The following is a 26,048-nucleotide window of genomic DNA, read 5'->3' on the forward strand; positions in this document are numbered from 1 at the left end:
GGCAGTGATCGTTTTGATCCGCCCCATCGGCATCGATTACAGGCCGATCTGATCCCAGTCATGTTCAACCGACATGCCGAGCTCCTTGCGCAATTCGCGCATGGTCCGGCGCAGCAGGCCGTGCATTTTGCTGCGGGCCTCTTCGGGGTCGCGCTGACTGATGGCGGCATAGACCGCGTGGTGATCAGGCAGCGACTTGACATGCGCCTTGGGTCCGCCCGATGACAGGCGGAAAGAACCGATCAGGGCAGTTTCGATCAACATGCCAAACGATTTCATGAAATCGTTGCCCGACGCATCCAGAATACCCTGATGGAACACGAGGTCGGTGATATAAACCGCCTCGGTGCCGGGTTCGGCCTTTTCCATTTCGAAATAGGCGGTTTCAAGATGCTTGATCTGTTCCGGCGTGGCGCGGACGGCGGCCATGGCGGCCGTGTTGGGTTCGATGATCAGGCGGGTTTCAAGCAGGCTATAGAGAAATGCCGGGTCCGGGTCCGGGAAATGCCAGGACAACACATCGGGATCCAGCAGGTTCCAGCTTGAGCGCGGCTTGACCCGGGTGCCGGTTTTAGGCCGACTTTCAATCAGCCCCTTGGCCGAAAGGATTTTGATGGCTTCACGAAGGGCTGTACGCGAAACATCAAGGGATTCACTTAAGGCCGCCTCTGTCGGCAGGACATCGCCAGGCGCAAGCTTGCCCGAAACAATGCGTGCGCCAAGATCGTGGGCAACAATGCTGTGCAGACTGCGTTTGGCGTAAGTTCTCGACATGGTGGACGACATATATTCCCTCCGGCGTGGCCCTGATTGAAAAGCAAATAGGCAAAAGGCCCGCTTTATCATTATTCATATAATATGAATTAATTTTCAGGGCAACTTATCTGGTGCCGTCAACGCCTTGTGCTGCATAGCATATAATTATTTCAGGGGTGCGTCACGATGGCTGTTACGTATTTGCTTATGTCATGAACTTATAAACAAGCTTTCAGATAATGAAAGAAAAGACTGCATGGTTTGACGCTTGACAGGCCCGGATATCCTGATCATTAATGTTATTGTATGAAGAATAAAAAACAAGATTATCAGGAGGAAGCATCACGCAGCCGCGCACGGGAACGTGCCCGGACCATTCGTCTGGTCTGATGGGGGCTTGTTGGCGTAGCATGATGTTGGCGTCAGGAATTTTTCGCCTGTTGCGCCGCACATAGCTTGATGGATGCACTTTCTGTCAATTTTGGCCTAGAATCGTGTTTGGCGTCAGGGGAATCCGACGTCTGACATCTGAAAACAAAACGCACGACGGGAGATGAAACGATCATGTCTGATCGCATGCCGACACACTATACAAGCCTGGAAGACAAATCGGTATTCATCACCGGTGGGGCATCGGGTATTGGCGAGGCGATTGTGACCGCCTTTGTCGAGCAGGGGGCAAAAGTCGCCTTTGTCGACATCATGGAAGATGCCGGCAACGCCCTTGTCGAAAAGCTTTCGAAAGATGCGCGAAATTCGCCTGTCTTTATCAAATGCGATCTGACCGATATTGCCGCCTTGCAAGCCGCCATTGCCAAGGCGGCCGAGATCAATGGCCCGATCACCGGGTTGATGAACAATGCGGCGAACGATACCCGCCATAAATGGCAGGACGTCACCCCGGAATACTGGGATGAGCGTCAGGCAATCAATATTCGCCCGTCCTTCTTTGCCATTCAGGCGGTGGCGCCGATGATGCAAAAGGCCGGTGGTGGCGCGATCATCAATTTCGGATCGGTCAGCTGGATGATGGGGCAGGGCGGTATGCCGGGCTACACGACGGCAAAGGCCGCAACCCATGGTCTGACGCGCGGTATGGCGCGCGATCTTGGCAAGGATCACATCCGCGTCAATACGCTTGTGCCCGGTTGGGTCATGACCCAGCGCCAGCTTGACCTGTGGGTCGATGAAGCCGCCGAACGTGAAATCGATGAGCGCCAGTGCCTGAAAAACAAGGTGATGCCTGATGACATTGCCCGCATGGCGCTTTTCCTGATTTCAGATGAAGCGCGCATGGTGACGGCGCAAAACTTTATCGTTGATGGCGGCTGGGTCTAAGGCCCGCGTCACGCACCCCGTATTCCGACATCGCCATATTCCGACATATATCCAAGACCGTTCAGGACAGAATTCATGAGACTGGTTCAATTCAAGGACACCGCCGGCGCGCAACATGTGGCCGTGGTCGAAGACCAAAATACCCTGATCCCGCTTAAGGGCGTTTCCACCACCCGTGAACTTGCGACCATCGCCCTTGCCAAGGGCATGACGATGATCGAAAAGGCAAAAATTCGTATGGGCGACACCACTGTCGACTATAACGAAGTTGCCCGCGATGGCCGCCTTTTGCCGCCGATTACCCATGTTGATCCGGCGCATTTCCTTGTGACGGGCACGGGCCTGACCCATCTGGGGTCGGCATCGGCGCGTGCGAACATGCACAAGGCCGATAACAAGGACGCCAACGAAACCGATTCCATGAAGATGTTCCGCATGGGGGTTGAGGGCGGCAAGCCCAAGGCTGGCGAACATGGTGTACAGCCGGAATGGTTCTATAAGGGCGATGGCTCCATCGTTGCCAATCCGGGCGCAGATATCCCAAGCCCGTCCTTTGCCCTTGATGGCAGTGAGGAGCCGGAAATTGCCGCGGTCTATGTCATTGATCATGACGGCACCCCGGTGCGCATCGGCTTTGCCATCGGCAACGAGTTTTCCGACCATGTGATGGAACGCCAGAACTACCTGTATCTGGCGCATTCAAAGCTGCGTCATTGCTCGATGGGCCCGGAACTGTTGCTGGGCGATCTGCCAAGCCATGTCGAGGGTACCTCGCGCCTGTATCGTGATGGCAAGGTGATCTGGGAAAAGCAGTTTGTCAGTGGCGAAGACAATATGTCGCACTCCATCGCCAACCTTGAATATCACCATTTCAAATATGACCTGTTCCGCCGTCCGGGCGATGTGCACGCGCATTTCTTCGGGACCGCGACGCTTTCGTTTGCCGATGGCATCACCACGCAGGATGGCGACGAATTTGAAATTGAATCTGCCTTGTTTGGTCGTCCGATCCGCAACCGCCTGATGCAACAGGCGGAACGCCCGGTGACCATCAAGGCGATCTGAGGTCTCTCTGAGACTCCCAAGGGGCCCAAAGCCCTGTCTACCTCCAAACGACACGACTTGCCCCGGCGCTGAAATGTGCCGGGGTTTTGTTTTTTAATCTCAGGTTGTGGTTTGGTGGTTGTTTGTGTTCTGCTAAAATATGGTTGGGGAAAGCTAAATACTTAGTAGGAGGATAAATTTGTCCCCTTATTTCAAGCTGGCAGGCAGTTCAGGTCAAGCGCTTGGTAGTGAGCTTGGATGGTATCTGAGTAAGCGAAGCTTGAGATTGGCGCGATTTTGATAAGCCTATTGATCTAAATTTATCTGTTAGCTGGACGATGGGTTGCTTGTGTAGAAGATTTTGCTTTTGTGTCGTGCCATGTTTAATCCATAGTTGCAAAAATCAAAGAAATGCAACGCAACTATTAGGAGTTGTTGAAGGCAGATCGTGGGATTGTTATTCTCTGTTATGGCGTGGCTTCTATAAGTTTGATCGTGGTCGTTGATCCATGCGACCTGTCTCGAATGTTACTGTATACGTGGTTGCGTTGACCCGTAATGTATCTCGGAAATCTGATAGAAATCTGATGATGCCCGATGATCAGTAGGGGAGAAACACTGAAGTCACGCCAAGCCTTCCAAGTATATTCATGAATTTGAAGTTAGCATTTGACGTTAAAACACTATCAGCTGTTCTTGGGTGTAAGACCAAGTCGCTGGTCTATTATGTGTATCGTCTTCCTCAAAGTGTACAGTACAAGACTTTTGAAATATCAAAGAAGTCTGGTGGTGTTCGTGTCATATCTGCGCCTAGATCAAACTTGCTTTTAATACAAAAAAGTATAGCTCGTGAGTTGGAAGATCTTAGAGAATTTAACACTTGTGTTAATGGTTTCGTTAAGGGCCGAGATATAAAAAGAAACGCATCATTTCATACAGGTCGGAAATTTGTATTTAATGTGGATTTGAAGGACTTTTTTTCATCTATTACATTTCCCCGTGTTTACGGAATGTTGATCAATAAACCTTATTCGCTAAAGCCAAAAGTAGCGGCATGTATTGCGAAGGCATGTACTCTAGACGAAGTCCTTCCTCAAGGAGCACCAAGTTCTCCGATCATAACGAACTTGATTTGCGGCAAGATGGACAGTCAGCTAACCAAGTTGGCCAGAAAGTATAAATGCCGGTATTCGCGATATGCAGACGACATTACGTTCTCTTTTAATCGATTGCCTCCTGAAGCTATTGCCGTTCCTGAATATGATCCTGTAACCGATGAAATCGCGTTTGTTGAGGTTGGTAGTGCCTTAGCCAAGATAATCCACGAGAACGGCTTCAAGGTAAATGAGGAGAAGGTTCGCTTACAAGGCAAGAGGTGTCGCCAAGAGGTCACAGGTCTAGTTGTAAACGAGAAAATTAATGTCAAGCGCCGGTTTGTGCGCCAGGTCCGAGCAATGCTTCATGCATGGGAAAAGTTTGGGCTTGAAGCAGCGCAGAATGAGTACGCAGAAAAATACTCAAACGATCCAAAGGAAAAGAACTTCGAAGCAGTTGTGCGAGGTAAAATTGGATTCATACGCCATATTAAAGGTCCATCGGATTCATCGTTTGTAACGTTGGCAACAAAGTTCAATAAACTGGCCGAGAAGACACCAATTCAGTTGGAAATGACGCCTTCAGAGGTTGCGAACAGTGCCACATGGATTACAGAAGCACCGTTATGCCAAGGCACCGCTTTTCTTCTTGATGAGGTAGGGTTCGTTACCTGCGCACACTGTGTTACTGAAGGGGGTGATCTAAAAAGCGATCCACTCAATGAGCTCGAGTTGTGGCACCCTGATCGACCATCAGAAAAGTTCACCTCTCAGGTTATGAAAGTGGACATGGATCGGGATATTGCAGTCTTATCGATTCCAGATGATCTGGTTGACCTAAAGCCCTTGTCGATATCTAGCGCCAATCCTTCGGCGGAAGAGTTACCAATACGGCTCCTTGGTTACCCGAATCATTCTGCGGGGAATCGGATTCGACGCGAAAATGGTCAAGTAGTCAGACAGAATATTAAATCCGGTGTGTGCTACCTTGAGGTTACGACCAAAATAATAGAAGGCAACAGCGGCGGTCCGGTCTTAGACGACGAATACAAAGTATTAGGAATCGCGGCTGTTGGTTTGGGTCATGGCGCTGATGAAAGTTCAGCAGAATATCTTGCAGTTGCAATCAACGAACTGACGAAGATGCCAGGCTGAACCTCAGAAATGTGGACTGTCCCCTTTTCATAATAGCATCGATCATTTGCTGCGCTATGTTGAGTTGCTGTTTTCGGCGCCCTACCAAAAAGGATCAATATCATGAGGAAGGTTATCGTCGCAGCATTCGTGTCGATTGATGGTGTTATGCAAGCACCCGGCGGCCCGGAAGAGGATATTGAAGGCGGATTTGAGTTTGGCGGATGGAGTTTTAATTATTGGGATCAGGTCATGAGTGAAATCCTGCGCAAGCAGCTTTCAGCACCCTATGATTTGCTGCTCGGGCGCAACACTTATGACATCTTCGCCAGTTATTGGCCTTATGCCGCGGTTGATGATCCGATTGGTCAGAAATTTAATGCCGTTCGCAAATATGTCGCGACCTCTTCGCCTGACACGTTGGTGTGGGAAAACTCAGTTGCCCTGGAGGGTAATGTGGTTGAGGCGGTCCGTGCGCTGAAGGATTCTGACGGGGTCGACCTTTTAACCCAAGGCAGTACCAAATTGATCCAGACTCTGATCGCGCATGATCTGGTGGATGAATATCGCTTGTGGGTGATGCCGTTGATTCTTGGTAAGGGAAAGCGAGTGTTCGGAAATGATGGCGCGCCGAAGAACCTGAAACTTGTTTCCAGTCAGTCTTTTTCCACTGGTGTGTGTCTTAATATTCTAACACCCGATGGTCCGGTCAAAGGTGGTTCTTTCGCCCATGATGAGCCGTCCTTGATGGAGCTTGAGCGCCGTCAAAAAATGCGTATTGCCGAGGGGCTGGAATAGGCTGCATCGACGTCGCCGCGGAGGAAAAAGGGGACGTCTCCCTTTTTGCCGTGTCATCGGATGTCATGGCCCATCATATATCGCACGCCTTGATAGCTGGACGCCCGCCTTCGCGGGCGTGACGGGCTGTGGGGCGTGGGAATGACGGGGGGGCGGTGGTCGTTGTGGCAGATGGATGTCGGTAGAACGCGATAAGGGCAGCGGTGGTTCGCTGCCCTTTGGTGTGTCCGGGGTAATGTGGAAGAAATGCCCCGGCAGTGGTGACACTGCCGGGGCGGGCTGGGCCGATGCGGCATCGGTGGGGGTTGGGGCGATGCTGTTATCCCTGTTCGGCGGGAACAGGGGCGGTTCGCAGGCCCAGGGTTACGATGATAGATGCGGCGAGAAGCAGGAAGCCGGCGATCGTAAAGACGCCAAGCGCGCCGCTGGTGTCAAAGACAAGGCCGCCGACTGCGGCACCGGTGGCAATGGCAAGCTGGAAACCGGCGACCAGAAGTCCGCCGCCGCTTTCGGCCTCATCCGGCACGGTGCGCGTGATCCAAGTGGACCATGCGACCGGCACACCGCCAAAGGCCATGCCCCAGATCGCAACAAGCACGGTGGTCGGGGCAACCGCACCATCAATGGCGACCATGCCGACCCCGGCCAGCCCCATGATCATCGGCATCAGCGCAATGGTCATGCGCAGCGAGCGTGCAATCAGCGCGCCGCCGACATAGGTGCCGATAAAGTTGGCGACACCAAAGCCCAGCAAAATGCCCGAGACACCCGCCGTCGTCACACCCGAGACATTTTCAAGGAACGGGCGGACATAGGTGAACAATGCGAAATGGCCGGTAATGATCAGGACCAGTGAAAACAGCCCGAATTTCATGCGCGGGCGGTTGATGACCTCGATCAGGGTGCGAAGCGTCGCACGCCCGCGCGGCGGCATTTTGGGAAGCGTTGCGAATTGCACGACAAGGGCCAGAACACCCAGCAGGGAGGCCAGCATAAAGACATTGCGCCAGCCAATGACATCGCCAAGATAGCTGCCGAGCGGGGCGGCAAAGACGGTGGCGGCGGAAACGCCGCTAAACAGGATGGCAAGGGCGCGCGGGACGTTCTTTTCCGGCACAAGGCGCATGATGATGGCCGCCGACATGGTCCAGAAACCACCAAGGGCAACGCCCAGCAAGACCCGGCCGGCCAGAAGGATGGCATAGTTCGGGGCCTGTGCGATCATGATGTTCGCGGCAATCAGAAGAACCGAAAAGCCGAGCAGAACATAGCGGCGGTCGATCTTGCGGGTCACCGTCGCGGTCAGAAGGCTGGTGATCAGGGCCATAACGGCGGTGGCCGACATGGCCTGACCGGCCATGCCTTCGGTAATGCGCAGATCATCTGCCATCGGGGTGAGCAGGCTGACCGGCAAAAATTCGGCCGTGACCAGCCCGAATACCCCAAGCGTCATGGAAATCACGGCGGCCCAGGCAGCAGGTGCGGGCGCGGTCGATTGATCCATGGCCGATTGGGGGCGGGATTGTGGTTCACTCATGGGAAGTCCTTCGAGTTGATGTTTTGCATTGCACCCAAAATAGTCTGGACCGTTCGGACGATCTATGACAGTTTGTCTTTATTCATTGATCAATCGTCCGGAATGTCATGTCGCTCATTGCAAATGCAGATCTAAACAGCCCGTCAGATCATATCGAAGGCCAGTTCAATCCTGCCGGTCATGACATGGTCAATGAACTGCTTTCCGGTGTGCGGTTGCGCGGGCTTGATTATCGTCGCATTGAAATATCCGCCCCGTTCGGTTTGCGGTTTGGCGAGGATATTGACGATGGCCGCGCCTGGTTTCATTTCATCGGGCAGGGCACGGTCCATCTGCGGACCAAAAGTGGTGCGACCCATGTTCTGGGTTGCGGGGATGCGGTGTTGTTGCCCTGTGCGGGCATTCACGATCTTTACAGCCAGGACGGTGTTGCGATGCGCAGCATTGATGCGTTTGAAAAGGCGCCGCTTTGTGATGCGGCATCCGAAATCCGCGCCTGCGAAGCCGATGTGTGCCGATCAAAGGACAATCTGATTTTCAGCTGTGCGATGGAATTTGATTTGGGCTGGCTGCATCCGTTGGCCCACCTCAAGCCGGAAATCATGCATATCGAAACGGTGCCCGATCATGATCCGCAAATCCCGGCGATCCTTGATGTGATGACCGCAGAACTTCGCGCCAAGCGGCCGGGATATGGCGTGATCCTGACCCGGCTTGCCGATGTGGTGGCCGCCGCAATCCTAAGGCGCTGGGTCGAGACCGGGTGTGATGTGTGTGGCTGGGTAGAGGCGATCCGTGATCCCAAGCTGGCGCGTGTTCTGGCGGCCCTGCATAAGGAGCCGGGGCGGAGCTGGTCGGTTGCGGATATGGCATCTGAAATGGGGGTGTCGCGGTCTGTCTTTGCAGAGCGGTTCGCGATGCTTACCAAATCAACACCGCAGCAATATCTGACCAACTTGCGGATGCGGCTGGCCAGCCAATGGATCGGTCGGGAAAACCTTTCCTTGGATGAGGTGGCGGATCGTCTTGGCTATGCCTCGGTCGCGGCATTCAGCCGGGCGTTCAAGCGCACAACCGGGAAGTCGCCCGGTGCCATCCGCCATATTGATTACGCATCGCCGTAAAGGACGTGCTGTGCGCTTTTTGCGGCGGCTTGAAGCTTTGCCAGCAAGGCTTCGCGATTTTGCGCCAGTGTTGCCGGGGATGCACCAAACACCGAAAAGGCCGAGATCATATTGCCATGTTTGCTCAGGACCGGCACGGCGATGGCATAGATGTCTTTTTCGCGCTCGCCATTATTGGTGGAAAAGCCCTGATCACGGATGTGGGCAAGTTCGGTCCTTAGATCATCAAGATCGGTGATGGTGTGATCCGTCATTCCTTTAAGGCTGGCATTTTTGAAATAGCGGTCCTGATCATCGGGGCTGAGATGCGCCAGCCACAGTTTGCCATGTGCTGTGCAAAAGGCATCAAGGCGCGACCCAATCCGGATATCGACATAAAGCGCCCGGTCGGGCAGGGCCTTGGCAATGCAGACCGCTGCGTCGCGATCAAATTCGGTTGCCATGCAGGCTTCGCCTGTATCGCGCGCCAGCTGATCAAGGATCGGCTGCAGGATGGTTGGCAGATTGCCATCATGCAAAACACGATCACCCAGATCGGCAAACATATAGCCCAACCTGAAAACCCCGCGTGACGTCACCCGCAATGCCCCGGCATGCACCAGCGTGTGCAGAAACCGGTGGGCAGTGATCATGTTGATGCCCAGCGCATCGGCGGTTTCCTTTGCGGTCAGTTCACTTTGTCCCGCCGCAAACAGATCAAGAATTTTAAAGGCCTTGAGCACGGAGCCATTGAGTTGGCTGGTCATCGGGTCGTTTTTCTCCACGCAAACAGATCGGGCACCGCTGTGCCGTCTTGACGACCACCGGATTTCAATAATAAACTATATTATAAATCATATTTCAACTATAGAAATAACGGGCATGCGCCCGGAAAGCAAGAGGCGTCTGATGAAAAGCGACAAGCAGGAAAATCCCGGCCAACTCACCCTGACCGCCGGTGGGGCGGTCCTGGCCCGTATGAAGGCCATCGGGATTGATTATATCTTTGCCAATTCCGGGACTGACTTCCCGCCGATCATCGAAGGCCTGGCCGAGGCGGCGGCAAAGGATATTGACCTGCCGCACGCGCTGATCATGCCGCACGAAAATGCCGCGATGGGCATGGCGCATGGCTATTACCTTGCGACCGGCAAGACGCAGGCCGTGATGGCGCACACCAATGTCGGCCTTGCCAACTGTGCGATTGGCGCGATCAATGCCGCGACCGAACATGTGCCGGTCGTCTTGATGTCGGGCAGAACGCCGGTGATGGAAAAGGGGCGTCTGGGTGCGCGCACCGTGCCGATTGGCTGGGGCCAGGAAATGCGCGATCAGGCCGCACTCGTGCGCGAAAGCACGAAATGGGAGTACGAGCTTAAATTCCCCGAACAGGTGCCAGATGTTGTCGACCGTGCCTACGCCATTGCGTCATCGGTGCCCAAGGGGCCGACCTATGTCAGCCTGCCGCGCGAAGTTTTGTGCGAACCGTGCCCAAGCGATCAGATCGACGGGCCGCTTCGCATGCAGCCGGTGCCGGTCGCCCCGCCACAGGCCGTGGTGGAACAGGCAGCCGACATTCTGGCCAATGCCAAGAACCCGGTGATCATTGCCCAGCGCGGCATGGGCACAGCCGAGGCGTTTGGGCGTTTTGGTGATCTGGTGGATCAGTGGGGCATTCCGGTGGTGCAGTACTGGGCGATCCAGCTTGCGATTGGCACCGAACATCCGATGTTTGCCGGGATGGATCCGGCACCGTGGCTTAAAGATGCTGATGCGGTGGTGGTGATCGATTGCCTCGCACCCTGGTCGCCCGATATCCATGAGTTGCGTGATGACTGCAAAGTCATTCAGATCGGTCAGAACCCGCTTTATTCGCGCTTCCCGGGGCGGAACTTTCCCGCCGATGTCTCGCTTGTCGGTGAAACCGGCGACGTGATCTTGATGCTGGCGGATGCCATGGATCAACGTCATGACGACCACAAACCTGTTTGCCATGATCGTCGGGCCAAGGTTGCTGCCATCAACGCCGAAACCCGTAAAAAAGCGTTGGCGGCGGCCGATGCCGGGGCGGTGGATCCGATGACCAAGGCCTATGTATCACGCTGTCTGTCCGATGCGATTTCCGGGCGACCGGCGACGGTGTTTTCCGAACTGGGGTGCCCGCTTGAGCCGCTTTCGCTTTCGGAACACAGCAGCTGGTATCAGGAACCGCATTCCGGCGGGCTTGGTTGGTCCTTCCCGGCGGCGATGGGCTATCAGTTGGCCGACAAGAACAAACTGGTTGTCGCGACCATGGGGGATGGATCCTATATGTTTGCCAACCCGACGGCCTGTCATCAGATTGCCGAGGCGTTGGAGCTTCCGATCCTGATTTTGGTGCTTAATAACAATGAATGGGGGGCGGTGCGACAGTCCGTGACGGGGATGTATCCCGATGGTTATGCGGCCAAAACCAATGAAATGCCGCTAACAGCCCTTAAGCCCAGCCCTGATTTCACCAAGGTCGCCGAGGCCAGCCGCGCCTGGGTCGCCAAGGCCAAACGGGCGGAAGACCTGCCCGATATCCTGCGTGATGCGATCCAGCATATCGACACCAACCGTACCCATGCGTTTGTTGAGGTAACGATTGCGCCTTAACCGACTGCTTATGTCATTAATGATCGGCGCCCGGCATATTGTCGGGCGTCATCGTTTTGATCAGATGCACTGTATTGTGGCATCGCAAAATGCCTGCTTGCATCGCAGGCAATTTCATTATTTCATTGGCAGGGTCAGGACTTACGAGTTTGATTTGAATGGCAGACGTTATATTTGTGAAATCAAAGGAAAAGCCCGCAGGGCGGGGTGGTATCCCGGCCAAGGGGTTTGACGCAGGAGGGTGCAAATATAACGTCTGTCCTTCGGATTCACCGGATTTGCACGGTCTACTTTGTCGCAAAGCCTTGAAAGATTTACATCTTCCTGCGGCTTTGCTTCGCGTATCCGCACAAATCCGGTGAACCATTGAAACCAAATTCGTAAGTCCTGACCCTGATCATTTGAATTGCCTACCCGGAAGGAACCATTATGGATCGTGTCGTTGGAACATCGGGACGTATCGCGTTTGCAAGCGCGATGCGCAACCTCCTTGCGGATGTGTATCCCGGGCACGATCAAGCGGATTTGGTGCGTCGGGTTTTTGAAGTTCTTGGCTTGCCGATTGAGGGCGACGGGCCGGAACCCTGCGAGGAATATTTGCGCAAATGGGATCAGCGCGATGCATTTCTGATCACCTATGGCGACAGCATCCAGCAGGACGGTAAAAAGGGGCTGCAAAGCCTTGGCGAGTTTCATCGCAAATGGCTGAAAGACTGGCTGACGGGGATTCATATCCTGCCGTTCCATCCGTTCACATCCGATGACGGCTTTTCGGTTAGCGACTTTGACATGCTGCGCCCGGAACTCGGCGACTGGAGCGATGTCGAGGAACTATCACAGCACGCAACCGTGATGGCCGATCTAGTCGCCAACCATATTTCGGCATCCCACCCGTGGTATCAGCAGTTTCTGGCAGGCGAAAAGCCCGGTATTGATTACATCAAGACGGCAAATCTTGAAGATGACCTTTCCGATGTCGTCCGCCCGCGCAGTCATGCGTTGCTCAATCACGTGGTGACCAAGCAGGGCGAGAAGCAGGTCTGGTGCACCTTTAGCTATGACCAGGTCGATCTGGATTACGGCAATCCGGACGTATTCTTTGAGATGCTCCGGGTCGTTCTGAACTACCTCAAACACGGCGTGCGCGTGGTTCGGTTGGATGCCATCGGCTTTATCTGGAAGGAAGTCGGCACGACCTCGATAAACCTTGATCAGACCCACAAACTGATCAAGGCGATGCGTCTGGCGTGTAATGCGGTTCATCCTGATGTGTTGTTCATTACCGAAACCAACCTGCCGCTGCTTGAAAACCTGTCTTACTTTGGCAATCAGGACGAAGCGCACCTGATTTATAACTTCTCGCTGCCGCCGGTGATCATTCATGCGTTGCTGAGTGGGCGGAGCGATTTTATCCGCAAATGCATCATGGCAATGCCACCGGCGCCTGCGGGCTGTACCTTCTTTAACTTTACCGCCAGCCACGATGGCATCGGCCTGCGCCCGGCCGAGAACCTGATCCCGGATGAAGATATCGAAGGCCTGCGCGATCATGCGGTCAAGATGGGCGGGCAGGTCAGTTACCGCGCACTCAAGGGCGGTGGGCAGAAACCCTATGAGCTCAATGTCACGCTGTTTAGCATGCTGGCACAAAACTTCGCCGGTGAGGCCGCCATGGGGCTTGAACGCTTTGTGATGAGTCAGGCGATTGCCATGTCGCTCGAAGGCATTCCGGCGATCTATATCCAGACCATTCTGGCAACTGAAAACGATCAGAAGGCTTATGAGGAAACCGGTATTCCAAGGCGTCTGAACCGCAAAATCTGGAAGCTTGATGATGCCGAGGAAACGCTGTCACGCGAGGGTGTGGCACGCTCGGCGTTTGATCAGTTGCGCGCGCTGATGTCGATCCGTCAGGGACAACCGGCCTTCCACCCGAATGCCACGCAATATACGCTTAATCTTGGCTCGGAACTTCTGGGTGTCTGGCGGCAATCGCATCTTAATGAACAAAGCATTTTCTGCGTCTTTAACCTGACTGAAAAGCCCCAAGACCTTGATCTATCCAAGATCAACCTGATCATGACCGAAGGCTGGCAGGACCTGATCACGCAACAGGTCGTAGAAGACTATAACGGCGTGATGAAACTGGCACCTTACCAGATCGTCTGGATCTCCAACATGGACGGCCGCAACCGCACCGAAAGCCGCCTTCTGCAACGCTATCGGGATGCGATGCCGGTTTAGGGGCTTGCGTTCAAAATAGCGGACGTTTTCTTGGGGATTTTTCCGACGCAAAGTAGCAAAACTCTGCGGATTTTCCGTACCTTGTAGTGCTGCTTATAATCATTTGATTATCGGTTGAGCGTGGCGTGATGAATCGCTATTGCAGAGCAGTATGTCTTTCCTGTATTCGTGGCCCGGATTAAGGGAGATCAAGGGGCAGGACGCGCAATGGCTTATGCGCAGGAAGTTCGGGTTCTTCATTTGCCCGATGATACGGATTACCGCGTTCGGGCATATGTGGAAATCTGGTGGGATGCGGCACGTAACGGGCAGATCCCCGACCGCAAGCGTCTGAATGCAGGTGTTCTGTCGCAATGGATCGATGACATCTGCATCTATGAATTCCTTCCCGAAAAACGTGATTTCATAATCCGTATTGATGCACCCAATATCATTGCCGCCAGTGGCGAATGTTATCAGGGGTGCTCGCCGCGCCAGATTGATCTCGATTTCGGCACCACGGTGTATCCAACGCTTCTGGAAGTGATTGATACCGGAAAGCCTGCCTTTCATCGTGTCGGCCATGAACGTATGGTTTGGGAGGAATGGCTGCGCGTGATGTTGCCGGTCCAGACCACCGACCGGGCTGGCAAGGTGATCCAGCAGGTCTTTGTTACCCATTTTCTCTATCGCGGGCAAAGCGAGACGGACTAACGCCCGCTTGTTTTGCATGGTGCCGCGCCCCACGTGGATAAAGAAAGGGACACGGATCCAATGCATGTCTGGATGGATGCATCTGATGTCAGTGTGACTGGGAATGGTATGGCAAAGCTTGGTGGTGAAAAGGAAATCCCGTTAACATATCTTGATGATGATGCGTCGCCTGCGGCGCAGGCTCTTCTGGATTTCTGGAACGCACATGCGTCAGAGCACAATATTCCCACACGATCAGATTTCCAGCCTGATAACCTAATCCCTTGGATCGACGATATTTCTATCTATGAATATCTCCCGGAAAAGGACGATTTTCAGATACTGATTGAAGGCGAGAATATTATCGCACTGACCGGTGAAAACTGGCGCGGTGCGTTTGCCCGCGAAGTCGATTGCCGCTTTTCAGGCGGACTGCATGCAGCGATGACCGAGGTCAGAACCACGGGCCGACCACAGATCCATCATTTGCGAATTTTTCAAAGGGAATGGCAAAGCGGCATACGGTTGCTTTTGCCGGTTCTGCTGCAAAAACCGGGCAAGGAAGATGTTATTCAGATCTTCCTTGCGATTTTTCCGGTCGATGATTAGGCGCGATCACTTCCGCGCTATGCCTTGCCAATATCCATGTCGTTGAGGTCATCTTCAACCGCAGCTGAAAGCTGTTCGAAGATGTCGCCCATGGCACTTTCAACACGCTGCCAGCTTGGGATAAACGGGCTTTCCAGCGGGTTTTCAAGATAGTGCTGACCGGCACTGATGATGACTTCGGACAGGACTTCGACACAGTTTTCTTCTTCGTCACGGTTGATCTTGAGCCCGTTAAACAGCGCATCGGCGCGGTATTGTTCAATCAGGTCAAGGGCAGCCCGGTAATAGGTTGCCTTGAGCGTGCGGAAGGTTTCCGGGGTGAAGACCGTGCCCTGGGTTGCCAGTTTACGGAACAGGGATTTGGCGATGTCACTTGCCATGCGTGACAGGCCGTCATCTTTTTGCGCCGGATCAAACTCGCGGTGCTTGTGGTCATAGATATCGGCGATATCGACCTGGGCCAGACGATGAACCGTGTGATTACGATACATCTCCGAGAGCATCGAAACTTCAAGGCCCCAGTCGGATGCGACTCGCAGGCCATAGGCCACATCGGTTCTGATCGCCATTTCGCCCGACAGCGCATAGCGGAAGCAATCAAGATAGTTGAGGAAATCGGTTTTGCCGACAACCTGCTTAAGCGCACGGATCAACGGTGTGACAAACAGGCGGCAAACGCGGCCCTTAAGCGTGCCATTGGCAACACGCGCGTAATAGCCCTTGGCAAAGGCAAAGTTGAATGCCGGGTTGGCAATTGGATACATCAGCTTTGCCGGAAGATCGGGCGTATAGGTCGCGATATCACAATCATGAATGCCGATAACAGAGCTTCGCCCGGATGCCAGCGTATAGCCAAGGCAGTACCAAACGTTACGACCCTTGCCCGGTTCATAACGGGCCAGATTGTTTTCATTCAGGCGGTCATGAACGCTGCGTAAGCGCGGCCCGTCATTCCAAAGAATACGGACATGCTGCGGCAGATCCTTGAAGAACTCGCGCGCATGAAGGTATTGCTGCGCATCGGCGCGATCGAGCCCGACAACGATCTGGTCGATATAGGTTGCCTGTTTCAGCCCCTCGACAATTGTTGTCATCGCCGGTGTTTCCAATTCGGAATACAGGCAGGGCAGAATAAGGGTCTGACGCCGTTGGCGGGCAAAGGCGTTCATTTCATAGGCGAGTTCTTCCGGGTTTCGGTCAAGAATGCGATGAAGGGTTGTGATCGGGCCACCCTGATGGAAATCAGCCATGAAGTACCTCGCTGTTTTTATTGGTATTAGGGTCAGGACCTATTATCTGATCCAGAATGTCGTTAACCGCTTCGTTCCATCCCGCCGGTCCCGGTTTGGGGGCAATGCGCAGGTTGGGATGGTCGAGCAACGGCATACTGCGTTTGCCATGCTTTGATGGGATTTGAACGGCATAGTCTGCCTCGGCCAGCATGGGGATATCGTTCGGGGAATCTCCAAGTGCTATCGTCGTAAAGCGTTGCTGGCGTTTGTTTTTAGGCGCATCCTCAAGCCAGGTGACGCTCAGGCGTTCGACCATGCGTCGCATGGCTTGTCCCTTGCTTGATGGGCCGCACAAAGTGTGGAACCGTCCACCTTTCACCAGCGTCAAATCATGCTTTTCGGCGATCTTGCGGGCTACTGCGATGTCCTTGGCTGCAGGCTGCCAGATCAGCGGGTCTGAGCAATGACGCTGCCCGGCGCGAATGGCGTCTTCAAGTGGCAAGCCGGTTTCTGTTGCGATGATTTCCGGGCTTACGGTGCGAAAGCTTTCGACCGGGACCGTGACGGCCGACTTGATTTCTTCGCGGGTGCGATCAACAGTTTCGCTGGCCGGGCCATATTGTTCGACATTGCCATTCAGCGCGATAACGCCGCCGTTTTCGCCGATAAGTCCGTCAAACAGACCGGATGTCTGATTGATATGTTCCAGTTCGGCAAGTGTTTTTGAAGATACCGCGATCAGGGGGATGGAAAGCTGCTTCAGCCGATCCAGTGCGGGGCGGGCATCCGTCCAGCTATAGGTGTCATGATCAAGCAATGTGCCGTCAAGATCTGTGAAAATGGCGATGGCGCGGCTTTGAGGCATCTTCCCGTTCTGTCGCGGTTTTAAGGGGTTTTTGGCCATTGTGCAGGGCCGAAAGAAACAACTTAGCATAGTGCTGACAAAGGATCGACAGTTCACAGGATGAATTTTTCATCACGATGACAAATGCGATGAATTTTCCGGCACTATTACGCTTGTTCCCAGACAAGGATCGGCCTTTGGCGACAGGGCGTCCGTTTGATGGTTAGAACCAGATCACGCACAAGGTATAACCAAAATCAAATACATGTTCGATTTGTCCAATCATTATCCCGGTTTGTCCATTCTGTCCTTACAGTAACAAGCGTATTCTTTCCGCAATGGAACGGTTCTTGTTCCAATTCAAAAACAGAACCAAAAACCGTGATCTTGTGAGGAAATCGTCATGCATGTCCCTGTCGTTATCGTTGGTTCGGGCCCGGCTGGTCTGCTGCTGTCACATCTGCTGCACGTGCAGGGGATCGAGTCCATCATTCTGGAACGCAAAAGCCGCGAGTATGTCGAAGGTCGCATTCGTGCAGGCGTTCTTGAAATGGGAACGGTCGATCTGATGAAACGTGTTGGCGTTGATGCCCGTATGAACAAGGAAGGCATCATCCATGGCGGCATCTATATCAGCGTCAATGGCAAGCGCACGCATGTGAATATCGAAGAACTCACCGGTGGTTCGACCGTCATGGTGTATGGCCAGACAGAGGTCACCAAGGACCTGATCCAGGCGCGCCTTGATCACGGCGGCGAAATCATTTTTGAAGCCGAAGATGTCAGTCTGCATGATATCAATGGCGACACGCCAAGTGTTCGATATGTCAAGGATGGCAACGCGCTTGAACTGACGTGCGACTATATTGCGGCGTGTGACGGTTTCCACGGCGTCGGTCGCAAGACCCTGCCGGGCGTCAAGGAGTTCGAAAAGGTCTATCCGTTCGGTTGGCTGGGCGTTCTGGCCCATGCAAAGCCGGTTGCCGAAGAACTGATTTATGCCAAGCATGACCGTGGCTTTGCGCTGTGTTCGATGCGTTCGGACAAGGTTGTGCGCCACTATGTCCAGGTACCGATGACGGACAAGATCGAAGACTGGTCAGATGATCGGTTCTGGAACGAGCTTCGCACCCGTCTTGGTGAAGAGGACGCCGAACTGGTCAATGAAGGCGAAGTGTTCGAAAAAAGCATCGCGCCGCTGCGCAGTTTTGTTGCCGAACCGATGCAGCATGGCCGTCTGTTCCTTGCCGGTGATGCCGCCCATATCGTGCCGCCGACCGGTGCCAAGGGCCTTAACCTTGCGGCGAGTGACGTTCACTACCTGTCCGAAGCATTGATCGCAAAATACAAATCCAACCGCGAAGATCTGCTGGCAAGCTATTCCGATACGGCATTGGCCCGTGTCTGGAAGGCAGAGCGGTTCTCGTGGTGGATGACATCCATGCTGCATACCTTTGATGACCAGAATGAATTTGATGGTCGTATTCGCAATGCAGAGCTTGAATATATCCTGTCGTCAAAAGCAGGTCTCAAAACCCTGTCGGAAAATTACGTCGGTCTGCCTTACTGATCTGCGTAACGGGGATACCCACCCCCGACGGAGAAGTCCCGCTCTCCATTTCCGCCCAGAAGTCCGACAGGTCATGAAACGGTCCGCAACCCACGCGGACCGTTTCTTTTTGGCGTCGGTTGCCGGGTTTTTATTTATGGTCAAACCGTTATGCCCCGAAATCATCACAATTGGTTGGGGAACCTTATGCCATGTCCGCACGTTTCCTGTGTGTTGCTGTTTTCAAGACAATAGGAGAAAACCATGGCGACCAAGACCGAGACGACTGCTGATAATGCAAAACTGCAGGCGGATGTCGATGCCCTGCGCAGCGATCTGGCCGAAATCACCAAAACCCTGAAGACGATGGGTGGTCAGGCGGCAGAGACCAGAACGCAGGCAGCTGCGGAGCGCATTCGTGAAGTGACCGGTCAGGCGCGTGATCAGTTTGATCATGCACGCGGTGTGGCTGTGGATCAGGTTCGCGAGAACCCGCTGGCATCTGTAGCCGTGACCTTTGGTGTCGGCCTGCTTATCGGACGTCTGCTGCAGAAATGATTGATCAGCTGACCGACATACTTGTCGATCAGGCAAGGGCCGCGGTCCGAAAGGGCGCGGCTTTTGCCGCGATCGCAATTGTGATGTTGATCGGGGCAGGCTTCTTGCTGGCGGCCATCTATATGGCGATTGCCGCATCCTTTGGCGCGATTGCTGCTGCCATGGCGATTGGCGGTACGCTGGTGACGCTGGGGCTGGTTGCCCTTGCCATCATGTTGCAGCGTGATCCCGGCGATGCGGTTGATCCCGCAGCCGTGCATGACGATGCTGCGCGCAGGCAAAAAACCGAAGATGACATGCTGTTTGATCTTTTGGTGCATTCGGCCATGACCGGCTATGCCACTGGCCAGGGCAACAAACCGCGCATGCAATCGGGGTTTGATAAAATGGTTACCGACCTTGCTGCTCTTGGTATTTTTGATCCCCCGAAGGGACAGATGGAAACCCAAGAAGCGCACCATGATCCGAATACAAAAAAGGCGGGATAGCTGATCAAGCTGCCCGCCTTTTTAATGCTGTTTTCGCCCGGCTTATTCGCCGTGGAAATGGACCGTGCCGATAAAGGGCAGGTTGCGGTTGTTCTGGGCATAATCGATGCCATAACCGACCACGAATTCGTCAGGGATATCAAAGCCGCAGAAATCAATCGGGATTTCAACTTCGCGGCGCGACGGTTTGTTCAAAAGCGTGCAGATTTCCAGACGGTTCGGATCGCGGGTTTTCAGAAGCCGAACCACTTCCGACAGGGTGTAGCCGGTATCAATGATGTCTTCGACCAGCACGACATCCTTGCCACGGATCTGACCATCAAGGTCCTTGACGATGCGCACATTGCGCGAACTTTCCGTGGAATCGCCATAGCTGGATGCGACCATGAAGTCGACTTCGACCGGTACGGTCAGTTTGCGTACCAGATCGGCGATGAAAACAAAGGAGCCGCGCAGCAGGCCGACAACAATCAGCTTTTCGGTATCCTTGAAGCTTTCATTGATCTCGGCGGCAAGCGCATCGATCTTGGTGGCAATCTCGTCCGCCGTTATCAGCGGCTTGACATCATAATCGGCCATAAATTCCGGTCCTGAAGCGTTATGGTGTGATGCTTCGCTTGCTAGCACAAGCCGGTCACGATGACCAGCCTGTGAATGGTAACAGAAGTATAATCCTTCCAAGCTTGGAGATGTTATCGCGCATGGGGGGAATTAAGCTGTGGATTTGTCCGCAATGGGTGCGAAATCGCTTCTGTGCTTTCAGCTAAATGGCAAATGTACCCGAAGGCCGCTATGCCACTGTGTCTTCAGTTGCGTTTTCAGTGGCCAGATGTGCGACCAGTGATTTGAGGTTGCGGCTTCGCACCAGATGCAAGAATGCCTGTGCCGCCGGGGGCAAGGTACGCCCCGATCGCCAGATCAGACCGATATGGCGCAACAAAACCGGGCTTTCCAGTTGCCGGAAAACAAGCGGGGCACGACCCAGAACCGGAAGCGTCAAGGACGGCAAGGCCGTGATACAGAGCCCCTGCGACACAAGCGCGCCCGCGGTTGCCAGATGGGCCACCTCAAATCGGGGGTGAAAGGCAAAGCCGTGCTGGGTGCAGGCGGCATCAATGATCGAGCGCACACTTGTTTCACGCGACATTGCCACCATTGGCTGCGACAGGATTTCTTCCCATTGATAGGTCCGGTTTTCGTCAAGAAAACCGCCCGGTGCCCCGACGGCGATGAAACGGTCGCTCAGCAATCGTTGGAAGGACAGGTTATCGGTGTCCTCGACCACATCGGCGGTGAAGCCGATATCGGCACGCCCCATTTCGACTTCGCGCAAAACCCCCTCGGACAGCATGTCATTTAGCTGAACATCAACATTCGGGTGGGCTTGCATGAATTCGGCAATCAGCGGTGGCAGCAGTCCGGCCGTTACCGATGGCAGGCCAGCGATGGTCAGTTTCCCGCGTTTGGTATTGAGGTAGGTGTCAAATTCGTCGAGGGCGGAATCAGTGGTATTAAGGATCCTTTCCGCCAGTCTGAGAAACATCTTGCCCTGTTCGGTCAGTGCAACATTTCGTGTGTCGCGGTCAAAAAGCCGCGCCTGCGTGCGGTCTTCGATCCGGCTGATTTGCCGACTGAGCGTTGATCCCGAGATGCCAAGTCGTTGAGCCGTCTTGCGAAAACTGCCCGTTTCGGCAAGAAGACAGAAGGATCTTATTTCTTCGGTATCAAGATTGATGCGTTTCATGCATCAATTATCTCATTATTTGATCTTCCTGCAACAAAGAAACTGGTCGACACTTTCGGTCCGTCCAAAAACAACCAAGCACAAGACTTGCCGACGGAACGTTAAACATGCCGATGACGGCATAGGGAGGAATACATTATGAAACTTTCAAAACTCGCCCTGGCGGGCGTGCTCGCCTTTGGTTTGTCGGTGCCGGCTTTCGCACAGGAAAAGCTGCTGATCGGCTCGACGTCTGCATCATCTTCGCATTACGGCTATTTTGTTTCTGTGGCCAAGCTGATCAACGATGCCGACAATGGTATCGAGGCATCCGTTGTTGAAACCGGTGCGACGATGGACAACCTGCGTCGTATTGAACGCGATCAGATCGACCTTGGTCTGGTCACGACCAACGTTGCCCAACACGCCCATGCCGGGACCAAGGCCTTTGACGGTCGCGCGATGGACGGCCTTGGTCTGTTGTGGGTTTATACCGGTGCACCGCAGAACGTGATTGTGCGCGAAGATTCAGGTATCGCGACGCTTTCCGATCTTGCAGACAAGCGCTTTAATCCCGGTATCAAGGGATCGGCAACCGAAAGCACGACAGAGGCCGTGTTCGAGGCCCTTGGCCTTTCGGCGGAATATGTACGCGGGTCGACCACCGATGTTGTCGACATGATCAAGGACAACCGTGTTACCGGTTATGTGAAATCCGGTGCCGGTCTTAAACTTGATAGCTCCACGCTTGATATCGCAACATTTACACCGATCAAGGTGCTGAGCCTGACCGACGATCAGAAACAGGCCCTGATTGAAAAGATGCCTGATATCTCGGTCGTTGATATCCCCGAAGGTGCCGCAGACGGTGTTGATGCCTATTCCACCTGGAGCTTTGGTGTCGGTGTTGGTGCAGGTGCAAGCCTGTCCGAAGATGCTGCCTACAAGATTGTCGACGCAATCATGTCGGATACGGAAGTGCAGGGCACGGCAATGGCAAGTGTCAAAGGCGTCAATCTGGCCGAACTGACCTTGCAGTATGCGACAATCCCGCTGCATCCCGGGGCTGCGAAATGGTTCCGCGAGAACGGCTACGATATCCCGGCCAAACTCGATCCGTCCAAATAACAAGAAACCGGAACTCTTAGAGGAAAACCGTCATGTCTGTGCGCATCCGCGACGGGTTTGCGTTGCTTGTGGGTATATTCGTCTTCTATACCGCTGCAACCGGCCCATTTGAGAGCCTTATTCAAAGGGCGGTTTTCCTCGCACTTGTGACGTGCCTTGGACTAAGTCTTTATCCGTTGGGCAAGGGAACGGGTTGGCGAACAATCGGTTTGATCGTTGATCTGTTGCTGGCCGCGGTGACGATCAGCGCATGTAGCTATATCGTCGTGAATTACGATGAAATCATGACCACTTTGCCATGGGCAACGCAACTGGACATGGCCTTGACCGTTGGTCTGGTTGTGACGGTTCTTGAAATTGGCCGCCGTGCCGTGGGGTCGATTTTCCCGGTTCTTGTGATTGTCGGGCTGCTTTATGCACTGCTTGGTGAATATCTTCCGGGAAGTCTTGGCCATCGCGGCTTTGATATCGAGTTTGTCACCGAAACCATTTTCCTTGGCGATCTTGGAATTTGGGGCATGCTGACCGGCGTTGCGGCGACCGTGATCGCGGCCTTCGTGCTGTTTGGGGCCTTGTTGCTTCATACCGGTGGCGGGCAAAGCTTTATGGATCTGGCGATGCGTCTTGGTGGTCGCCAAAAGGGCGGTGCCGCCAAGATCGCAATTATTTCCAGCGGTCTGTTCGGAATGATTTCCGGATCGGCGGTTGCCAATGTTGCCACCACCGGCAATTTCACCATCCCGATGATGCGGCGTCTTGGCTATCCCGGGCCACTGGCCGCGGCCGTTGAGGCCGTTGCCTCCACCGGTGGGCAAATTGCCCCGCCGATTATGGGGGCGGCCGCCTTTGTGATGGCCGAAATCCTTGGTATTGCCTATGTCGATGTCATGGTTGCGGCAATCATTCCAGCGGTTCTGTTTTATCTGTCGGTATTTGTGACGGTCCACATCGTCGCAACCAGAAGAAACCTTAAACTGGTGCCCGAGGATGAGCTTCCGGCCTGGTCAGAAATTCTTGCCTTGCGCAAGGTGCTGCCGATCATCGCAGCCCTTGGGGGGCTTGCGGTTGGTATCTTTATGGGGCGCTCGGTTGCGACCTCTGCCTTTTATGGGATGATCGCACTTCTGATTGCGTTTGTGGCGACGTCCGCCGGGCGCCTGTCGGTTGGCGAAATGTTCAAGCGCGTTCTGGCCGGTGTGACCGATGCCGGCAAGGGCATGGTGATTATCGGGGTGTTGCTTGCCGGAGCGCAAATCCTTGTTTCCATGATCAACATGACTGGCATCGGCGTGACGCTAAGTTCCATGATTGTTGCCATTGCCGGGGATTCAACCGTTCTTGTGGCGATTATTGTCGGGCTTGTGTGCCTGATTATGGGTATGGGGCTGCCGACAACCGCGGCCTATGTGCTGGTGGCGGCCGTTCTTGCCCCCGCGATGACCGCCGTGGGCGTTGAGCCGCTTACTGCCCATCTCTTTGTATTTTACTTTGCCACCATATCGGTGATCACGCCGCCGGTTTGCGTGGCGGTGTTTGTCGCGGCCGGGATTGCGCAGACCAACTGGCTGCCTGCCGCGTTCGAGGCGGTGCGCCTTGGGGCGATGACCTATATTGTGCCGTTCATGTTGTTGCTTTATCCGGGCATGACAGCCGGGGGCGGCAGTTTGGCCATTATCAATGCCGTCCTGTCGGGTCTTGTTCTTGTGGTTGCCATTCCGGCATTGCTTGGCGGGCAGACATTCACCGGAAGGCTGTGGCTTGACCGCGCTATGCTTGTGATTGTCATCGGGGTCGCGCTTTGGCCTGCATTCCTGACGCCAATGATCGCGGCAATGTTGCTTGGCGGTGCTTTTTTTGTCGGGCGTAACATGCGCCGTGCGGCCATGGAGGGTGGCCAATGAAAACCATCCGTATTGGCACAGGTGCCGGCTTTTCCGGCGATCGGATTGAACCGGCTGTTGATCTGGCTGCGAAGGGTAATCTTGATTATCTGGTTTTCGAATGCCTGGCTGAACGCACCATCGCGCTTGCCCAACAGGCCAAAATGCATGATCCGAATGCCGGGTTTGACCCGTTGCTTGAACGTCGCATGCGCGCGGTTTTACCGATCTGTCGCGAAAAGGGTGTTCGGGTGATTTCAAACATGGGGGCGGCAAATCCGGTGGCCGCCGCCAAGCACACCATCAAGATCGCGCGTGAGATGGGCCTTTCGGGCCTGCGGGTTGCCGCCGTGCAAGGCGACAATGTTCTTGATGTTCTCTCGCCTGATGCATTTGTGATCGACGAGGCCAACTGCACGCTTGGCGACTTTCAGAAAGAAGTGATTTCGGCAAATGCCTATCTGGGGGCGGGTGGCATTGTTGATGCGCTTAAGGCCGGTGCGGATGTCGTCCTGACCGGGCGTGCCGCCGATCCCGCGATGTTTCTGGCGCCGCAGATATTTGAATTTGGGTGGCAGATGGATGACTGGACGCGTTTGGGGCGCGGTACGCTTGTGGGACATCTTCTGGAATGCGGCGGGCAGGTTACCGGCGGCTATTTTGCCGATCCGGGATTAAAGGATGTGCCCGATCTGGCCAATCTTGGCTTCCCGATTGCCGAGGTTGATGAAGATGGCAACGCCGTCATTACAAAATTGCCGGGCACCGGGGGCTTTGTGAATGCCGCGACGTGCAAGGAACAGTTGCTATACGAAGTCCATGACCCGAAACGCTATATCCAACCAGATGTGATCGCCGATTTTTCCGCAGTTCAAATCACCGAAGTGGGACCGGATCGGGTGGCCGTATCGAACGGTGATGGTTTACCCAAAACCGGCAGTCTTAAGGTATCGATCGGCTATATCGATAGCTGTGTCGGGGAGGGGCAAATATCCTATGCCGGGCCCGGTGCGACGGCGCGCGGGCAACTCGCACTTGATATCCTTCATCAACGGATCGACCAGATCGGAATTGCCTGTGATGAAGTGCGCGGTGAACTGATTGGCGTCAATTCGATTTTCAAGGATGTTGCGGCATCCGAATGTGCGCCGTCAGAAGTTCGGGTGCGCTTTGTGGTCAGGACACGCGATCTGCAAACGGCGGCCCGAATTGGCGAGGAAGTCGAAAGCCTTTATCTGAATGGCCCCGCCGGGGGCGGAGGGGTAACCAAATCAACGCGTGAAATCGTTGCCATTGTTTCCGGGCTCCTGCCCGAAGACAGACTGGTAACGCGGTTCGAGATGATGGAGGCGTGAACATGCAGCTTCGTGACATTGCGCATTCGCGCACCGGCGATAAGGGGAATATCTCAAACGTTTCGGTGATTGCCTATCGCCCGGAAGACTGGCCTGTTTTACTTGAACAGGTGACCGCTGAACGGGTTCGTGATCATTTCGGCTCTTTGATCGCGGGCGATGTCGTGCGTTATGAGCTGCCGCAGATCGGGGCGCTTAATTTTGTGATGTATGAGGCACTGGGGGGCGGGGTCACGCGGTCCCTTGCACTGGATCCGCATGGCAAATGCCTGAGTTCGCGGCTTCTGACCTTGCCGATTGACGTGCAACGCTAACAGGACAAGTA

The 26,048-nt window shown here is 54.3% G+C and carries 23 protein-coding genes; 16 read left to right on the top strand and 7 right to left on the bottom strand.

What is annotated here, in order from left to right; translation table 11 throughout:
- Positions 1-36: 36 nt before the first annotated feature.
- Positions 37-786, bottom strand: coding sequence for a FadR/GntR family transcriptional regulator (locus AC5Q5A_RS14840; RefSeq protein ID WP_120225880.1), 750 nt, complete (start codon positions 784-786; stop codon positions 37-39).
- Positions 787-1,320: 534 nt separating this feature from the next.
- Here AC5Q5A_RS14840 and AC5Q5A_RS14845 point away from each other — a divergent pair.
- The 4 genes from AC5Q5A_RS14845 to AC5Q5A_RS14860 all read left to right on the top strand — a co-directional run bounded on the left by AC5Q5A_RS14845 (position 1,321) and on the right by AC5Q5A_RS14860 (position 6,164).
- A complete protein-coding gene (locus AC5Q5A_RS14845) occupies positions 1,321-2,094 on the top strand; it encodes an SDR family NAD(P)-dependent oxidoreductase (protein ID WP_064782538.1) in 774 nt (257 codons plus the stop codon).
- Between the two features lie 75 nt (positions 2,095-2,169).
- Positions 2,170-3,159 (top strand): AraD1 family protein, encoded by a 990-nt coding sequence (araD1, locus tag AC5Q5A_RS14850; RefSeq protein ID WP_493895750.1) that lies wholly within the window; start codon positions 2,170-2,172, stop codon positions 3,157-3,159.
- 629 nt (positions 3,160-3,788) lie between these two features.
- The gene (locus AC5Q5A_RS14855) at positions 3,789-5,387 is read left to right on the top strand and encodes a trypsin-like peptidase domain-containing protein (protein ID WP_493895751.1); all 1,599 of its coding nucleotides are present in this window, start codon (positions 3,789-3,791) and stop codon (positions 5,385-5,387) included.
- 102 nt (positions 5,388-5,489) lie between these two features.
- Positions 5,490-6,164 (top strand): dihydrofolate reductase family protein, encoded by a 675-nt coding sequence (locus tag AC5Q5A_RS14860; RefSeq protein WP_493895752.1) that lies wholly within the window; start codon positions 5,490-5,492, stop codon positions 6,162-6,164.
- 319 nt (positions 6,165-6,483) lie between these two features.
- On the opposite strand, the gene AC5Q5A_RS14865 is transcribed toward AC5Q5A_RS14860, so the two are convergent.
- Positions 6,484-7,701, bottom strand: a complete 1,218-nt coding sequence (locus AC5Q5A_RS14865; RefSeq protein WP_493895753.1) for an MFS transporter — start codon at positions 7,699-7,701, stop codon at positions 6,484-6,486.
- 107 nt (positions 7,702-7,808) lie between these two features.
- Between AC5Q5A_RS14865 and AC5Q5A_RS14870 the strand changes: the two genes are divergently transcribed.
- Positions 7,809-8,825, top strand: coding sequence for an AraC family transcriptional regulator (locus tag AC5Q5A_RS14870; protein WP_493895754.1), 1,017 nt, complete (start codon positions 7,809-7,811; stop codon positions 8,823-8,825).
- On the opposite strand, the gene AC5Q5A_RS14875 is transcribed toward AC5Q5A_RS14870, so the two are convergent.
- On the bottom strand, positions 8,810-9,571 hold the full coding sequence (locus AC5Q5A_RS14875; protein ID WP_493895755.1) for an IclR family transcriptional regulator: 762 nt from the start codon (positions 9,569-9,571) through the stop codon (positions 8,810-8,812). The genes AC5Q5A_RS14870 and AC5Q5A_RS14875 overlap by 16 nt on opposite strands.
- A gap of 142 nt (positions 9,572-9,713) precedes the next feature.
- Between AC5Q5A_RS14875 and AC5Q5A_RS14880 the strand changes: the two genes are divergently transcribed.
- From AC5Q5A_RS14880 to AC5Q5A_RS14895, 4 genes are all read left to right on the top strand, one after another.
- The gene (locus AC5Q5A_RS14880; protein WP_493895756.1) at positions 9,714-11,441 is read left to right on the top strand and encodes a thiamine pyrophosphate-requiring protein; all 1,728 of its coding nucleotides are present in this window, start codon (positions 9,714-9,716) and stop codon (positions 11,439-11,441) included.
- A gap of 429 nt (positions 11,442-11,870) precedes the next feature.
- On the top strand, positions 11,871-13,685 hold the full coding sequence (locus AC5Q5A_RS14885) for an alpha-amylase family glycosyl hydrolase (protein ID WP_493895757.1): 1,815 nt from the start codon (positions 11,871-11,873) through the stop codon (positions 13,683-13,685).
- A gap of 207 nt (positions 13,686-13,892) precedes the next feature.
- Positions 13,893-14,378: a hypothetical protein gene (locus AC5Q5A_RS14890; protein ID WP_493895758.1), complete on the top strand. Its 486-nt coding sequence runs from the start codon at positions 13,893-13,895 to the stop codon at positions 14,376-14,378.
- Positions 14,379-14,438: 60 nt separating this feature from the next.
- Complete coding sequence (locus AC5Q5A_RS14895; RefSeq protein WP_493895759.1) at positions 14,439-14,966, top strand: PAS domain-containing protein; 528 nt, start codon at positions 14,439-14,441, stop codon at positions 14,964-14,966.
- 17 nt (positions 14,967-14,983) lie between these two features.
- On the opposite strand, the gene AC5Q5A_RS14900 is transcribed toward AC5Q5A_RS14895, so the two are convergent.
- Together AC5Q5A_RS14900 and AC5Q5A_RS14905 are read right to left on the bottom strand one after the other, a co-directional pair.
- Positions 14,984-16,216, bottom strand: a complete 1,233-nt coding sequence (locus AC5Q5A_RS14900; RefSeq protein ID WP_008891928.1) for a glycosyltransferase family protein — start codon at positions 16,214-16,216, stop codon at positions 14,984-14,986.
- The gene (locus AC5Q5A_RS14905) at positions 16,209-17,063 is read right to left on the bottom strand and encodes an HAD-IIB family hydrolase (protein WP_493895760.1); all 855 of its coding nucleotides are present in this window, start codon (positions 17,061-17,063) and stop codon (positions 16,209-16,211) included. The genes AC5Q5A_RS14900 and AC5Q5A_RS14905 overlap by 8 nt, the downstream gene beginning before the upstream one ends.
- Positions 17,064-17,445: 382 nt before the next feature.
- Between AC5Q5A_RS14905 and pobA the strand changes: the two genes are divergently transcribed.
- The 3 genes from pobA (at position 17,446) to AC5Q5A_RS14920 (ending at position 19,637) form a co-directional block, all read left to right on the top strand.
- Positions 17,446-18,612 carry a 4-hydroxybenzoate 3-monooxygenase gene (gene pobA, locus AC5Q5A_RS14910; RefSeq protein WP_338180119.1) on the top strand — a complete coding sequence of 389 codons (1,167 nt, stop codon included), beginning with the start codon at positions 17,446-17,448 and terminating at the stop codon, positions 18,610-18,612.
- Between the two features lie 243 nt (positions 18,613-18,855).
- On the top strand, positions 18,856-19,149 hold the full coding sequence (locus tag AC5Q5A_RS14915) for an ElaB/YgaM/YqjD family protein (RefSeq protein ID WP_286791156.1): 294 nt from the start codon (positions 18,856-18,858) through the stop codon (positions 19,147-19,149).
- Complete coding sequence (locus tag AC5Q5A_RS14920) at positions 19,146-19,637, top strand: hypothetical protein (protein ID WP_493895761.1); 492 nt, start codon at positions 19,146-19,148, stop codon at positions 19,635-19,637. The genes AC5Q5A_RS14915 and AC5Q5A_RS14920 overlap by 4 nt, the downstream gene beginning before the upstream one ends.
- A gap of 42 nt (positions 19,638-19,679) precedes the next feature.
- On the opposite strand, the gene hpt is transcribed toward AC5Q5A_RS14920, so the two are convergent.
- Entirely contained in the window at positions 19,680-20,216 is a 537-nt protein-coding gene (gene hpt / locus AC5Q5A_RS14925; protein WP_008891923.1) for a hypoxanthine phosphoribosyltransferase, read from the bottom strand.
- A gap of 211 nt (positions 20,217-20,427) precedes the next feature.
- On the bottom strand, positions 20,428-21,381 hold the full coding sequence (locus AC5Q5A_RS14930) for a LysR family transcriptional regulator (RefSeq protein WP_493895762.1): 954 nt from the start codon (positions 21,379-21,381) through the stop codon (positions 20,428-20,430).
- A 138-nt stretch (positions 21,382-21,519) separates the two neighbouring features.
- On the opposite strand from AC5Q5A_RS14930, the gene AC5Q5A_RS14935 reads away from it, so the two are divergent.
- Genes AC5Q5A_RS14935 through AC5Q5A_RS14950 form a run of 4 tightly spaced genes read left to right on the top strand, consistent with a single transcriptional unit; the run spans position 21,520 to position 26,037 of the window.
- Positions 21,520-22,488 carry a TAXI family TRAP transporter solute-binding subunit gene (locus AC5Q5A_RS14935; protein WP_008891921.1) on the top strand — a complete coding sequence of 323 codons (969 nt, stop codon included), beginning with the start codon at positions 21,520-21,522 and terminating at the stop codon, positions 22,486-22,488.
- A gap of 32 nt (positions 22,489-22,520) precedes the next feature.
- Entirely contained in the window at positions 22,521-24,389 is a 1,869-nt protein-coding gene (locus AC5Q5A_RS14940; protein WP_493895763.1) for a TRAP transporter permease, read from the top strand.
- Positions 24,386-25,723, top strand: coding sequence for an acyclic terpene utilization AtuA family protein (locus tag AC5Q5A_RS14945; protein WP_493895764.1), 1,338 nt, complete (start codon positions 24,386-24,388; stop codon positions 25,721-25,723). Before AC5Q5A_RS14940 ends, AC5Q5A_RS14945 begins: the two co-directional genes overlap by 4 nt.
- A gap of 2 nt (positions 25,724-25,725) precedes the next feature.
- Positions 25,726-26,037, top strand: a complete 312-nt coding sequence (locus AC5Q5A_RS14950) for an AtuA-related protein (protein ID WP_493895765.1) — start codon at positions 25,726-25,728, stop codon at positions 26,035-26,037.
- The last annotated feature ends 11 nt before the right edge of the window (positions 26,038-26,048 follow it).

The sequence above is a fragment of the Thalassospira sp. CA1 genome, from assembly GCF_059052855.1.